Consider the following 14107-nt stretch of genomic DNA (forward strand, 5'->3'; position numbering starts at 1 on the left):
CCGCCACACGGAGAAGCGATTCTGGATGTCTTCGATCGTTTTCGAAGGCCGGTATTCCAATCTCCAGAATAAAAATTCCGATACTCTGTGTCTAAAACTCGGGCATTGCTGAGATCGACGAAATTCATTTCATGTGCGCGGCGCTAGAATAAGCCGAAATAGCAGTTTATTAAATCGTTTTAGTCGGCAAAATATCAAAAATTATTTCACTGTTGATCGGATTGTTAAACAATCGTCATCCTTACCAATTCATTAACGCGCCTCAGCTCGCCGGATGCGGGCTGTCCCCTGCTGGCGGCGGACGGGGCTCACGATGCATTGGCTAAAGGATTTGCAAACCATGACGCGCCCCGTCGGTTCGATCAGCTTCGTCGGCTATAGCCCCGACGCCGGAAACGGCATTGTCTTCAAGGTCATCGAACCCGTCCTCGCGGGCAGCGTGATCGCCATTCCCTATGACATTTCCGATATGTCGGGCGCCGAAAAGGGCGCGAGCTGGAACTGGACGGTCGATCGCGACATTCCGGTCGGGGCGACGGTCACGATCAGCGGTCTCGGCTCCGAGGCGGTTTCGGTCCAGCTCGAGACGGAAACGGATGTCGATGTCACCGGCAGCATCAAGGGTGCCCGCATCGCCCAGGGCAGCTCGACGGATCTGAGTCTATTGGGATCATCCGTCACGCCGGCCGGCTTCATCAGCCCCTCGATCGACCTCGATGTCGCTGCAGGCAGCACGGCGCCGGCACGCTCGGCCGGTCCGGTAGATGCGGCCCCGTCAGGCGGCGGCCAAGGAGCGCGCAAGTCCATGGCCTCCAGCCTGACTTTTGCCACGCAGCAGGACGTTCCGGCTGCGGAACAATCGGGGAATGCCGAGGCGCCGGCCGTCGTCGCCGTGTCCGTGTTCAGCGACGGGAGTGACAGCCTGACCAACAGCGACGAGTTGTTCAACGGCGTCTCGATGCTCGGCGGCGACGACACCCTGGTCAATTCCGGCACGATCATCAGCCAGGACGGCATTGCCGTCGATATGGGCGATGGCAATGACGAGGTCAGGCTCCTCGCGGGTTCGAAGCTCTATGGCGAGATCCGCCTCGGAGCCGGCAACGACAAGCTGACGGCGACCGGCCTCGAGGACGATCTTGTCGTCGATGCCGGGGCGGGCGACGACAACGTGCTGGCGGGCGCGGGCGACGATCTCATCCGCGGCGGCGCGGGCGACGATCAGCTCGACGGCGGCGCAGGCGACGACGTTCTCCAGGGTGGCGATGGCAACGATCGCCTGATCGGCGGAGCGGGCGATGACTTTCTGTTCGGCGGTGCTGGCAATGACAGGCTCATCGGCGGCGAAGGCAATGATCTGCTCGACGGCGGCGACGGCATCGACACCGCCGACTATGCGGCCGAGACCACCGGCGTCACCGTCGATCTCGCCGCGGGCAAGGCCAATGGAGAAGGCATCGGCCGCGACACGCTGACCGGCATCGAGAATGTCATCGGCGGCGCCGGCAACGACGTTCTGATCGGCAACGACCTGGCCAATATCCTCGACGGCGGCGCCGGAAATGACCGCATCGCCGCCGGTGCGGGCGACACGGTGCTCGGCGGCGCCGGTGACGACGTCATCGATGTCAAGGCCGGTGCAGGCGCAGCCGCCAGCATCGACGGCGGCACGGGCCGCGACACCGTAAAGCTGCTCGGAACGGGCACCGGCTCCCTCGCCGCCCCCACGGGCGTCGAGCGTCTGGAGGTCGAGAGCGGCAGCTGGTCGGTCGCCGGTAGCGCCGGCTACGACGAGATCGCCATCCGCAACGGAGGCACCGTCACCTCCGGCCTCGTTATCGACAAGGACGACAAGGTCGGCATCGATGCGGGCGGCAAGCTCACGGTTTCGAGCAATGCGGTGACCTGGGCCGGCGGCGGCAATGCCGTGCTCACCAATGGAGGCCTGATCGAGGTCGGAGCGACCAGCCGTCTGCTCCAGACAACCGCCGGCGCGACCGGTTCGCTCACCATCGACAACCAGGCGACGGGCGTCCTGCGCGGCGCGCTCAACCCGAGCCAGGCCGGTGCGGCGACAGCCCGCATCGTTATCAACAATGCCGGTCTAGTCGAGGCCGACGGCCGCGTGCTCGACTTCCGCAGCTTCGACAACAACGGCGCCAGCGCCACGATCAACAACCTCGCCGGCGGCACCATCCGCCAGTACGGCACCAACACCGATGTGATCCGCCCCGGCCAGAACGGCACCGTCAACAACTGGGGCACGATCATCACCGGCCAGGGCTTCGCTGCGGACGGCGACCTGATCGATTTCCAGAGCGATGCGGGCGGCAAGGTCAACAACTACGCCGGCGGCCTGCTCGAGGGCGCCAAGCACGCCATCACCGGCGACCGCGGCGTCGCCGTCGTGAATGACGGCACCATCATCGGCCGCAACGGCTCGGCGGTTAACATCGACAGCAACGGCTCGGAAGCCGACCTCGTCAGCATCACCAACCGCGGTACCATGCAGGGCCGGTCGGCCGGCCTCGCCGACAGCGACGGCGACGCGATCGACGTCGACGGCCTGCTCTTCCTCAACAACACCGGCACGGTCGAAGGCCTCGGCGCCAACGGATATCATGATGGCGAGCCGAACGTTTCCGAAGGCATCGCCATCGGCGGCGGCACCATCATCAACGACAGCACCGGCAGGATCTACGGCTATGGCCGGGCCATCCAGGTCGACAACTCCAGCAACCAGAATGCGCTCGGCGCCACGCTCGTCGTCAATCGCGGCCTGATCCAGGGCGATGGCCACGGGCCGGAGAACGTCGCGCCGGCAGACGCCGCCCGCTTTGATCTGCGCGGCAACGAGGCGATCAATCTTGTCGGCAACTATGCCGACGAGATCATCAACACCAGCACCGGCCGCATCATCGGCGGCGTCTCGATGGGCGGCGGCAACGACAAGCTCGGCAATTCCGGCCTGATCCAGGCGACCGGGGGCTCGGCGATCGACATGGGTGCGGGCGACGACCACCTGAATCTCTTTGTCGGCGCCTCGGTCATCGGCAAGATCCTGCTCGGCGAAGGCAATGACCTCGTCACCGCCACCTCCTGGAGCGACTTCGACATCGACGGCGAGGAAGGCGACGACCAGGTCTATCTTGGCGACGGCAACGACAGCGTCCATGGCGGCATCGGCAACGACGTCATCTATGCCGGCGGCGGCAATGATTTCATCGATGGCGGATAGGGCGATGACGCGCTCTACGGCGAGGCCGGCAACGACACGATCCATGGCGGCGCGGGCAACGACATCATTGGCGGCGGCGCCGGTGACGACATCATCGACGCCGGCACGGGCGATGACGTGATCAAGGCCGGCCCCGGCAACGACACCATCGACGGCGGCGACGGCTACGATACGCTCGACCTCTCGGCCGCGAGTGGCGCGCTCTATGTCGACATGGCCTCCGGTCGCATCGCCGGCGCCGGCATCGGCGTCCAGTCCTTCGTCAACATCGAGAACCTGTCCTTCGGTGACGGCGACAATGTCGTCACCGGCGGCAATGGCGACGACAGCTTCGACGGCGGCGCGGGCAACGATACGCTCAATGGCGGGGCGGGCGACGACAACCTGCTCGGCGGCCTCGGCAATGACGCGCTGAAGGGCGGCTCCGGCGACGACCTTCTCGACGGCGGCACGGGTGACGACAACCTCTCCGGCGGCTCGGGCGACGACATCCTGCTTGGCGGCCTCGGCAACGATGCGCTGAGCGGCGGTTCAGGCGACGACCGTCTCGAAGGCGGCGCCGGCGACGACACCCTGACCGGCGGGTCGGGCAACGACGTCTTCGTGTTCACGCCCGGCTTCGGTCGTGACACCGTCACCGATTTCGCTGGCGGGCATGAGGACGTCGTCGCGTTTGCCAGCGCGCTCTTCGCCGATTTTGATGCTGCCATGGCCCACGCCGCACAGGTGGGCTCGGACGTGGTGTTCACGGTCGACGCCGACACTTCGCTCACCCTGGCGGACGTGCAGCTCGGTTCGTTGCGCGCCGACGATTTCCGCTTCGTCTGAGCGGACATCTGCCAAAGAAACACAAGACACTGCGCAAGGGCTCCTGAAGGAGCCCTTGTTGCTTGAGCCCCCATAGTGAACGCGCCCGCAGCAGCCGAACGCCGCGGTGGCGCAAAGTTCGGCGCACTGACGGTCCCGAAACCTTCATCCTCAACCGTACTAACCCACCCTTGGGTCCGGTTCGCGCTGGCCTCATGAGGCTCTCGCTCACGGCGTGGATACGAGCCGTCTCGACGCCGACCGGGACCGCGCTGAAACGGCTTCCGCCCGACCGTCCCGGCATGCGATGCAGGGAGCAGCGTTTCTGCCCTTCACTGCCTGCCCGAGATTCCACCATGTCCCAGAATCCTATCTCCTTCGGCCTGATCGGCGCCGGCATCATGGGCGAGCGCATGCTGCGCGCGGCGCTCGACCAGCCGGCGACGGCGCTCAGCGTCTCCGGCATCTGGGATCCTTCGGCCGAAGCCATGGAGCGCATTGGTACGGCGCTGCCCGCAGTGCCACGCCAGCCGGACGCCGCAGCCCTTATCGCCGCAAGCGACTGCGTCTACATCGCCTCGCCGCCCTCCTCCCATCTCGCCCATGCCCGCGCGGCGCTCGCGGCCGGCAAGGCGGTGTTCTGCGAGAAGCCGCTGGCGGTCGACCTCGCCGATGCGCGCGCCTTCGTCACCGAAGCCGGAGATCGCGGCGCTGTGAACTTTCCCTTCGCCTCCTCGCCCGCCGTGGCACGGCTGCGGGACTGGATAGGCTCCGGCGCGGTCGGCACGCCCCAGCGCGTCTCGATCGAGGTCGCCTTCGCGACCTGGCCGCGCTCCTGGCAGGTCGATGCGGCCGGCTGGCTGGACGGGCCGGCGCAGGGCGGCTTCACACGCGAGGTCGTCTCGCATTTCCTGTTCCTGACCCGCCGTATCGCCGGCCCCTTCACCGGCCTCGCCGCCAAGGCCAGCTTCCCCGAAGCCGGCAAGAGCGAGCGCCGCATCGAGGCGACGCTGACGGCGGGCGCGCTTCCCGTCACCCTGACCGGCAGCGTCGGCACCACCGCCAAGGACGACCACAACGTCTGGACGTTCGAGGGCGATAAGGGCGCGGTGCGGCTCTGCGACTGGTCGCATGCCGAGCGCCGCCGTCCAGATGGCAGCTGGGAGCGCGACCCGGAGGCACTCTCCCAGAACGAGGCGCGTCCGCTGGCACTGCGCCGCCAGCTCGAGGGCGTGGCGAAGCTGACGCGCGGCGAGCCGCACCACCTTGCTACGCTGCGCGAAGCGTTCGATGTGCAGGAAATCGTCGAAACGATCCTGAAGAGCGCCTGACGCATCCATCGGGCCGTGGCGGCGCCCCGGGCTCACCCGGGCGCCGCCTCAATTGGCATAAATTTGCGCCGAGATGGCCCGAAACTCGCATTGCGAGATGATTTTACTCCATACTCCTGAGAATACAGAAAAACACCCTATCGGATGTGAATTGAGCTATCGCCCGCTCGTAGCGTAAAATCCCTGTTCGAAAGACCGAACAGGGATGGGTATTGCTGTGGCGATTTTGAACGTCATCGATCGGCGGGGCCTCAGCGACAAGCGGAAGGCCGCGTGATGGCCACCGCCTCGAAACGCGTTCCCCTGCCCGCGATCCTGCTCGCCAACGACCTGCTCGACGGCGATGTCGTCTTCGCGACCGCCGATGATGCCGGCACCCTCGCCTGGACGCGCGATTCGGCGCCCGCCCTTGTCGCCAATGATGACGCGGCCGCCGAGAGGCTCGAAGCCTTCGCTGCCGCAGAGCTGTGTGGCAACAAGGTCGTCGACGCCTATCTCGTCGATGTGACCATCGAGGCCGGCGGCCCGGTTCCGCGCCATTTCCGCGAGCGCTTCAAGACGCTCGGCCCCAGCAATCGTCCCGATCTCGGCAAGCAGGCCGGTGAAGGCATCGCCTCCGCGCCGAAGGGCTGATCCATGTATCGATACGACGAATTCGACGAGCGTTTCGTCCGGGAGAGGGTGGCGCAGTTCACCGATCAGGTGGCGCGCCGGCTCGACGGCTCCCTCACCGAGGATGAGTTCAAGCCGCTGCGGCTCAAGAACGGCGTCTATCTCCAGCTCCACGCCTATATGCTGCGGATCGCCGTTCCCTATGGCACGCTGAACGCGCGGCAACTGCGTCAGCTCGCCCTGATCGGCGAGCGCTACGACCGCGGCTACGGCCATTTCACCACGCGCCAGAACCTGCAGTTCAACTGGCCGAAGCTGCGCGATATCCCCGCCATCCTCGGCCTGCTCGCCGATGTCGAGATGCATTGCATCCAGACCTCCGGCAACTGCATCCGCAACGTCACCGCCGACCACTTCGCCGGCGTCGCGCAGGACGAGATCGAGGATCCGCGCCCGACGGCCGAGCTGATCCGGCAATGGTCCTCGGCCCATCCCGAGTTCAGCTACCTGCCGCGCAAGTTCAAGATCGCGGTGACGGGCGCTGAAGCTGACCGGGCGGTGATCAAGGCCCACGATATCGGGCTGCGCCTGCGCCGCCACCCCGACACGCATGAGACCTGCTACGAGATCAGCGTCGGCGGCGGCCTCGGCCGCACGCCGATGATCGGCAAGGTCGTGCGCGACTACCTGCCGAAGAAGGACCTGCTCGCCTATCTCGAGGCGATCATGCGGGTCTATAATCTCGAGGGCCGGCGCGACAACAAATACAAGGCGCGCGTCAAGATTCTCGTCCACGAGATCGGCGCCGAGGAATTCACTCGCCGCGTCGAGGCCGAATTTGCTCTGCTCGACGGCCCCTCGATCAATGCCGACGCGGAAGAGGTCGCGCGCATCGCCGCCTATTTCGCACCGCCGCGCTATGAGGTGCTGCCGGCCGTCAGCAACACGCTGGAGGCGGCCAAGGCCGCGAACCCGGCCTTCGCCCGCTGGGTCGAGGTCAACACCCACGAGCACAAGGCACCCGGATACACCGCGTTGACGATCTCGCTGAAGCCGCTCGGCCAGGCCCCAGGCGATGCGAGCAGCGAGCAGATGCGCCTCGTCGCCGATCTGGCCGAGCGCTATTCCTTCGACGAGCTGCGCGTCACCCATGCGCAGAACCTCGTGCTGCCGCATGTGCGCCAGCGTGACCTTCCCGCAATTTGGCGGCGGCTCGGAGAAGCGGGGCTGGCCGAGGCCAATATCGGCCTCGTCACCGATATCATCTCCTGCCCCGGCCTCGATTACTGCGCATTGGCGACGGCACGCTCGATCCCGATCGCCCAAGCGATCCAGCAGCGTTTCGCCGATGAAGCGCGCCAGCGCGAGATCGGGCCGCTCGGCATCAAGATCTCCGGCTGCATCAACGCCTGCGGCCACCACCATGTCGGCCATATCGGCATTCTCGGCTTGGAGAAGCGGGGCATCGAATCCTACCAGATCACGCTCGGCGGCGACGCCACCGAGAATGCCGCGATCGGCGAGATCCTCGGTCCCGGCCTTGCCGCCGAGGAGGTGCCGGATGCGATCGAGCGGATCGTCGCCGTCTATCTGGCCGAGCGGAGCGAGGGCGAAAGCTTCATCGACAATGTCCGCCGTATCGGCCTTGGGCCATTCAAGGCCGCGTTTCAGGAGACCGCCCGTGCCGCTGCTTGACCAGGACGGAGACGCCGAGGAGCGCTGGACCCGCAGCGAGGGCGCCGCGATCGGCAATATCCCCGCCGCGCTGGTGCCGTGGGAGGCTCTGGCGGAGGCGCTTGAGGCGCAGGCTCCCGATCAGCAGATCGGCGTGATTCTGCCCAACTCCGTGCCTTTCGCCTCACTCGCGCCGTTCCTGCCGCGGCTCGCGCTCGTCGCTATCGCCTTCCCCGCCTATTCGGACGGGCGCGGCTTCAGCCTCGCGCGCCAGATCCGGCGCTCCGGCTTCTACCGTGAGATCCGCGCCACCGGCCCGCTGATCGCCGACCAGTTCGCCTACGCCCTCTCCTGCGGCTTCGACACGATCGAGCTGCCGGAGGCGAGCGCCGCCCGCCAGCCGGCGCCGCAATGGCTGCATGCGCGGGAATCGTTCAGCACCACCTATCAGCGCGGCTATGGCGAGAGCGCGCGCAACATCCTCGACCGGCGCCGGGCGGCGAGAGGCACGGCCCCCACCGCAGCGGAGTGAGCATGACGATCTCGACAGCCATGCACAGCCACGTCGAGGGCCCCGGCGCCGTCAGAGATGGCGGCGAAGACAGCCTGAACGCCGAGTTCGAGGCCATGCTTCCGCGCGAGCCTGCGAGCGAGGCACGCGGGCGCTGGTTCGATCTTTGCTTTCGCCTTATCATCCTGGCACTGGCCGCGTTGTGGCTGCTGACTCCACCGGCGGGCGGCGAGCACAGTGCGGCAGATGAGAAGGCCGTAGCGACCACGCAATGACCGAGAGACAGCCCGAAACGACCGCAGCGCGGATCGAGCCGCTGGCGACGCTGCCGCTCTTCCACAAGCTGGACGGGCGCAAGGTTGTGCTCGCCGGCGGCTCCGAGGCCGCGCTGTGGAAGGCAGAGCTGCTGGCGGCCACCGGGGCGCAGCTGGATGTTTTCGCTGCTGGCGAGGCAGCGCTGTTCTCCGGGCTGGCGCAAGGCGAGACCGGCGGCCGCGTGCATGTCCACGATCGGGGCTGGCAGGCCGGCGACCTCACTGACGCGGCCATCGCCGTGGCCGACCTCGACGATGCCGAGGAGGTCCATGCCTTCGTCGCCGCCGCCCGGCAGGCAGGCACCCCGGTCAACATCGTCGACAAGCCGGAATACTGCGATTTCGCCTTCGGCGCGCTGGTCAACCGTTCGCCCCTGATCGTCGCCGTGTCCACGGATGGCGCAGCGCCAGTCTTTGGCCAGGCGATCCGCACAAAGATCGAGGCGCTGCTGCCGGCCGGGTTGAAGAATTGGGCGCAGGCCGCGGCCGATTGGCGCCCGTCGGTCCAGGCCCGCGATCTGCCCTTTGCGCTGCGGCGCGCCTTCTGGGAGCTCTTCGCCGGTAGGGCGATGGCCGAGCCCGAGCGCGCTCCAGGCCCGCAGGACGAGGCGGAGCTCTTCGCGCGTCTCGTCCAGATCGAGGCCGCGCATGACGGCAAGGGCCGTGTGACGCTGGTCGGCGCCGGCCCGGGCGACCCGGAGCTGCTCACGTTGAAGGCGATCCGCGCCCTGCAGAGCGCCGACATCATCCTCTATGACGATCTCGTCTCTCCGGGGGTGCTCGAGCTGGCGCGGCGCGAGGCCAAGCGCATGCTGGTCGGCAAGACCGGCTATGGCCCCTCGGTGAAGCAGGGCGACATCAACGCACTGATCGTCTCGCTGGCGTCGCAGGGAAAGCATGTCGTGCGGCTGAAGGGCGGCGATCCCGGCATCTTCGGCCGCGCCGGCGAGGAGATCGAGGCCTGCCAGACCGCCGGCATTCCCGTCGCGATCGTGCCCGGTATCTCGGCCGCGCAGGGCGCGGCCGCGTCGCTCGGTGTCTCGCTGACCCATCGCGACCATGCGCGGCGCCTGCAATTCGTCACCGGCCATTCGCGCAAGGGCGAGTTGCCTGATGATCTCGACTGGCGCGCGATGGCCGACCCGGCGGCCTCGACCGTGATCTATATGGCGCGTGCCACTCTGCCCGGTTTCCGCGAGCGTGCCATCGCTGCCGGCCTCAATCCGGAAACGCCGGCCGTCGCCGTGCTCTCCGCCACGCGCCCCGACGAAATCCGCGTCGCCGCCACCATTGCGACCCTGCCGGAGCGGCTAGGCGAACTGCCGGCGAGCGGGCCGGTCCTCGTCTTGCTCGGCCACGCCTTCGGCCCGGCTCTGGCAGACGCGCATCCGGCGCAGGACCGCCGCCGTGCCTGACGGCGGCCCGGCCTCGCCGCCAAGGGGGAACGCCGCCGCCAGAGAAGCGTTTTCTCCTCCGGCGGCCAAGTTTGGAAAGCGCCGATTGCGCCAGGCCATTGAGAAGAGACCGGCAATTCAGTACGTTTCGTTTGTTTTTTAGAACGGACCGAGGTTTGAACCGAGCCTCGCCGTGAATGCAACGGAGCCCTGACATGACGCGACCCGTGTTTCGCCGCCTTTTCCGGGCCGGGCTCGTTCTTGGAGCTTTCACGCTCTGCTTCGGCGTCGTTGCCGGAGCCCGCGCCCAGACCGAGCTCCTGAACGTTTCCTACGACCCCACCCGCGAGCTGTATCGCGACATCAACGCGGCCTTCATCGCCGAGTGGAACGCGAAGAACCCCGACAAGAAGATCAGCACGATCCGCCAGTCGCATGGCGGCTCCGGCGCACAGGCCCGCACCGTCATCGACGGGCTCGATGCCGATGTCGTGACGCTGGCGCTCGCCGGCGACATCGACGCCATCGCCGAGCGCTCCAAGAAGCTGGCGCTCGACTGGCAGACGCGCCTGCCGCACAACTCCTCGCCCTACACCTCGACGATCGTCTTCCTCGTCCGCAAGGGCAATCCGAAGGCGATCAAGGACTGGGGCGATCTGGTGAAGCCGGGCGTGCAGATCATCACGCCGAACCCGAAGACCTCGGGCGGGGCGCGCTGGAACTATCTCGCCGCCTGGGCCTATGCCGAAAAGGCCTTCAACAAGGACGAGGCGAAGGTGCGCGACTATATCGCCAAGCTCCTCGCCAATGTCCCGGTGCTCGACACCGGCGCGCGCGGCGCGACCACGACCTTCACCCAGCGCGGCATCGGCGATGTCTTCTTGTCCTGGGAGAACGAGGCTTTCCTCGCCCTCAAGGAGTTCGGTGCCGACAAGTTCGACATCGTGGTGCCGAGCCTCTCGATCCTGGCCGAGCCGCCGGTCGCGCTCGTCGACACCAATGTCGACGCCAAGAAGACCCGCGCGCAGGCGCAGGCCTATCTCGAATTCCTCTACACGCCGAAGGCGCAGGCGATCATCGCCAGGAACTTCTATCGCCCGCGCAATCCGGAGGCCGCCGACAGCAAGGACGTGGCCAATTTCCCGAAAATCGAGCTGGTGACCATCGATAGCGCCTTCGGCGGATGGAAAAAGGCGCAGCCGACCCATTTCGGCGATGGCGGCACCTTTGACCAGCTCTACAAGCCGGCACGCTGACGCCATGGCGGCGACGACGACCTTCCGCTGGCGCGAGCCCAGCATCCTGCCCGGCTTCGGGCTGGCGCTCGGCGTCACCGTCACGGCGTTGTCGCTGATCGTGCTGATCCCGCTGGCGGCGCTCTTCCTGAAGGCCGCCAGCGCCGGGCCCGCCGACATCTGGGCGGTGGCGACCTCGCCGCGCACGCTTGCCGCGCTCAAGCTCTCCTTCACGGCGGCGCTGTTCGCCGCGCTCGTCAACGCCGTCTTCGGCCTGATCCTCGCCTGGGTGCTGGTGCGCTACGAATTTCCGGGCCGGCGCCTGATCGATGCCGCGGTCGACCTGCCCTTCGCCCTGCCGACCGCGGTGGCCGGCATCTCGCTGGCGGCCATCTATGCGCCGAACGGCTGGGTCGGGTCGCTGCTGGCGCCGCTGGCCTTCCGCGTCGCCATCCCCTTCACCGATCTCTCCTTCGGCTTCGACGGCAAGGTCGCCTATACGCCGCTCGGCGTGATGGTGGCGCTGATCTTCATCGGCCTGCCCTTCGTGGTGCGCACCGTCCAACCGGTGCTGGAAGAGCTTCAGAGCGATGTCGAGGAGGCCGCGGCGCTGCTCGGCGCCAGCCGCTTCCGGACGATCTTCCGGGTGATCCTGCCGCAGGTGGCGCCGGCGCTGCTGACCGGCTTCGTGCTCTCCTTCGCCCGGGCCGTCGGCGAATACGGCTCGGTGATCTTCATCGCCGGCAACGTGCCGATGGTCTCGGAAATCGCGCCGCTCCTGATCGTGATCCGCCTCGAGCAGTTCGACTACGCCGGCGCGGCAGTGGTGGCGACGACGATGCTGCTGATCTCCTTCGCCTTGATCCTCATAGGCAACCTGATCCAGGCCCGCGCCCGCAGGAGGTTCGGCGATGTCTGACGCCACCCTGACCCCGGCCGTCGCGGCGCAGGCACCGCGCAGCCCCGGCCGCGCGCGCGGCGAGAGCCTCGGCGTGCAGATCGCGCTGATCGCGATCTCGCTCGCCTTCCTGCTGCTCTTCCTGCTCCTGCCGCTCGTCACCGTCTTCATCGAGGCCGGCGCCAAGGGCTGGGAAGCCTATCGCGCCGCGATCACCGAGCCCGATGCGCTTTCGGCGATCCGGCTGACCCTGCTTGTTGCGGCGATCGCCGTGCCGTTCAACGTCGTGGTCGGCATCGCGGCGGCCTGGGCCATCGCCAAATTCGAGTTCCGCGGCAAGAATCTGCTGATCAGCCTGATCGACCTGCCCTTCTCGGTCTCGCCCGTGATCTCCGGCCTCATCTTCGTGCTGCTGTTCGGCGCGCAGGGCTATTTCGGGCCGTGGCTGCAGGCCCACGACATCAAGATCGTCTTCGCGCTGCCCGGCCTGATCCTGGCGACGGTCTTCGTCACCTTCCCCTTCGTGGCGCGCGAGCTGATCCCGCACATGCAATCGCTCGGTTCGGCCGATGAGGAGGCGGCGCTGACGCTCGGCGCATCGCCCTGGCGGGTGTTCTTCGCGGTGACGCTGCCGAACGTGAAGTGGAGCCTGTTCTACGGCGTCCTGCTCTGCAACGCCCGTGCGATGGGCGAATTCGGCGCGGTCGCCGTCGTCTCGGGCAAGGTCCGTGGCATGACCAATACGATGCCGCTGCACATCGAAATCCTCTACAATGAGTATATGGGAGCCGCCGCCTTTGCGGTGGCCTCGCTGCTGGCGGGGCTGGCCCTCGTCACCCTCGTGCTCAAGACCCTGCTGGAATGGCGCTACGGCGATGCGATCGCCGCCAGCCGCCGCCACTGACCCCGCGAACGAAGGAGCTGGGCCATGTCGGTCGCCGTCACCATCGAGACCATCGAGAAGCGCTTCGAGAACTTCCCGGCGCTGCGCGGGGTCTCTCTCGATATCCAGCCGGGAGAGCTCGTCGCGCTGCTCGGCCCGTCCGGATCGGGCAAGACCACGCTGCTGCGCCTGATCGCCGGGCTGGAGCAGGCCGATCGCGGCCGCGTCCTCTTCGGCGAGACGGATACGCGCGACCTCTCCCTGCGCGACCGCCGCATCGGCTTCGTCTTCCAGCAATATGCACTGTTCAAGACGATGAACGTCGCCGAGAACATCGCCTTCGGGTTGAGGTCGCGGCCGCGCCACGAGCGCCCGAGCAACGATGAAATTCGCAGGCGTGTCAGTGTCTTGCTGGAACTCGTTCAGTTGCCGGGCCTGGAGAAGCGCTATCCGAGCCAGCTTTCCGGCGGCCAGCGCCAGCGCGTGGCGCTGGCGCGTGCGCTCGCCATCGAGCCGCGGGTGCTGCTGCTCGACGAACCCTTCGGCGCTCTCGACGCCAAGGTCCGCAAGGACCTGCGCGCCTGGCTGCGGGAGCTGCATGGCCGCACCGGCCACACCACCGTCTTCGTGACGCATGACCAGGAAGAAGCGCTGGAGCTCGCCGACCGGGTCGCCATCCTCAATGACGGGCGCATCGAGCAGGTCGGCTCGGCCGACGACGTCTACGACCACCCGGCGACGCCTTTCATCTGCGAATTCCTCGGCGAGGTGAACAAGCTGCCGGTCAAGGTCGTCGGCAGCCAGGCCTTCTTCGGCGACCGGCCGGTGCTGGGCGGGCTGACGCAGAACCAGGGTGGCCCGGCCTCGCTCTATGTCCGGCCGCAGCATCTGCGTATCGTCGACGAGACGCCGCTGGCGCTGCCCGGCGTGGTCGAGCATCTGCGCCGCAACGGGCCGCTGCGCCGGGCTGAGGTGGCGATCGAGGGGCTGAAGAAGCGCCTCGATGTCGACCTCGCCAGCCAGGTCGCGCCGGCGATCGGCGAGCGGGTCCGCCTGCGCATCACGCACGGCAACCTGTTCGCCGCCGCCTGACCAGGCATTTGTCGACATCGGACGGTGCCGAAAACCGGTTTCCACTTTTCGACCCGATGCCATAGCCTCCCCGACGAATCCCGCCGGCGCTTCGCCGACGGTCCTCGATCCGGACAGG

General features: G+C 67.2%; 12 protein-coding genes and 1 pseudogene. All 13 read left to right on the forward strand.

The genetic code is table 11. The annotated features are described in order from the left end of the window. The first annotated feature begins 340 nt into the window (after positions 1-340). The 13 genes and pseudogenes from AC1DDA_RS08685 (at position 341) to AC1DDA_RS08745 (ending at position 13989) form a co-directional block, all read left to right on the forward strand. Positions 341-3238 (forward strand): hypothetical protein, encoded by a 2898-nt coding sequence (locus AC1DDA_RS08685; RefSeq protein WP_476795458.1) that lies wholly within the window; start codon positions 341-343, stop codon positions 3236-3238. A 12-nt stretch (positions 3239-3250) separates the two neighbouring features. Then, positions 3251-3745: pseudogene (locus AC1DDA_RS08690) on the forward strand (calcium-binding protein); the annotation flags it as partial. Beyond that, a complete protein-coding gene (locus AC1DDA_RS08695; protein ID WP_476795658.1) occupies positions 3731-4066 on the forward strand; it encodes a calcium-binding protein in 336 nt (111 codons plus the stop codon). The pseudogene AC1DDA_RS08690 and the gene AC1DDA_RS08695, both read left to right, overlap by 15 nt. 335 nt (positions 4067-4401) lie before the next feature. Beyond that, positions 4402-5376, forward strand: a complete 975-nt coding sequence (locus tag AC1DDA_RS08700) for a Gfo/Idh/MocA family protein (protein ID WP_476795459.1) — start codon at positions 4402-4404, stop codon at positions 5374-5376. A 276-nt stretch (positions 5377-5652) separates the two neighbouring features. Next, positions 5653-6009: a DUF2849 domain-containing protein gene (locus tag AC1DDA_RS08705; RefSeq protein ID WP_476795460.1), complete on the forward strand. Its 357-nt coding sequence runs from the start codon at positions 5653-5655 to the stop codon at positions 6007-6009. Positions 6010-6012: 3 nt separating this feature from the next. Beyond that, entirely contained in the window at positions 6013-7683 is a 1671-nt protein-coding gene (locus AC1DDA_RS08710; protein WP_476795461.1) for a nitrite/sulfite reductase, read from the forward strand. Further along, a complete protein-coding gene (locus AC1DDA_RS08715) occupies positions 7670-8194 on the forward strand; it encodes a DUF934 domain-containing protein (RefSeq protein ID WP_476795462.1) in 525 nt (174 codons plus the stop codon). Before AC1DDA_RS08710 ends, AC1DDA_RS08715 begins: the two co-directional genes overlap by 14 nt. A gap of 2 nt (positions 8195-8196) precedes the next feature. Further along, positions 8197-8448 (forward strand): hypothetical protein, encoded by a 252-nt coding sequence (locus tag AC1DDA_RS08720; protein WP_441512582.1) that lies wholly within the window; start codon positions 8197-8199, stop codon positions 8446-8448. Continuing rightward, positions 8445-9902, forward strand: coding sequence for a siroheme synthase CysG (gene cysG, locus AC1DDA_RS08725; RefSeq protein WP_476795463.1), 1458 nt, complete (start codon positions 8445-8447; stop codon positions 9900-9902). Before AC1DDA_RS08720 ends, cysG begins: the two co-directional genes overlap by 4 nt. Positions 9903-10096: 194 nt before the next feature. Then, the gene (locus AC1DDA_RS08730) at positions 10097-11137 is read left to right on the forward strand and encodes a sulfate ABC transporter substrate-binding protein (RefSeq protein WP_476795464.1); all 1041 of its coding nucleotides are present in this window, start codon (positions 10097-10099) and stop codon (positions 11135-11137) included. A 4-nt stretch (positions 11138-11141) separates the two neighbouring features. Continuing rightward, on the forward strand, positions 11142-12035 hold the full coding sequence (cysT, locus tag AC1DDA_RS08735) for a sulfate ABC transporter permease subunit CysT (RefSeq protein WP_476795465.1): 894 nt from the start codon (positions 11142-11144) through the stop codon (positions 12033-12035). After that, positions 12028-12918 (forward strand): sulfate ABC transporter permease subunit CysW, encoded by an 891-nt coding sequence (gene cysW / locus AC1DDA_RS08740; RefSeq protein ID WP_476795466.1) that lies wholly within the window; start codon positions 12028-12030, stop codon positions 12916-12918. The genes cysT and cysW overlap by 8 nt, the downstream gene beginning before the upstream one ends. A 24-nt stretch (positions 12919-12942) precedes the next feature. Next, positions 12943-13989 (forward strand): sulfate/molybdate ABC transporter ATP-binding protein, encoded by a 1047-nt coding sequence (locus AC1DDA_RS08745; RefSeq protein WP_476795467.1) that lies wholly within the window; start codon positions 12943-12945, stop codon positions 13987-13989. Positions 13990-14107: the final 118 nt, after the last annotated feature.

Source organism: Allobosea sp. 10N428 (assembly GCF_056394545.1).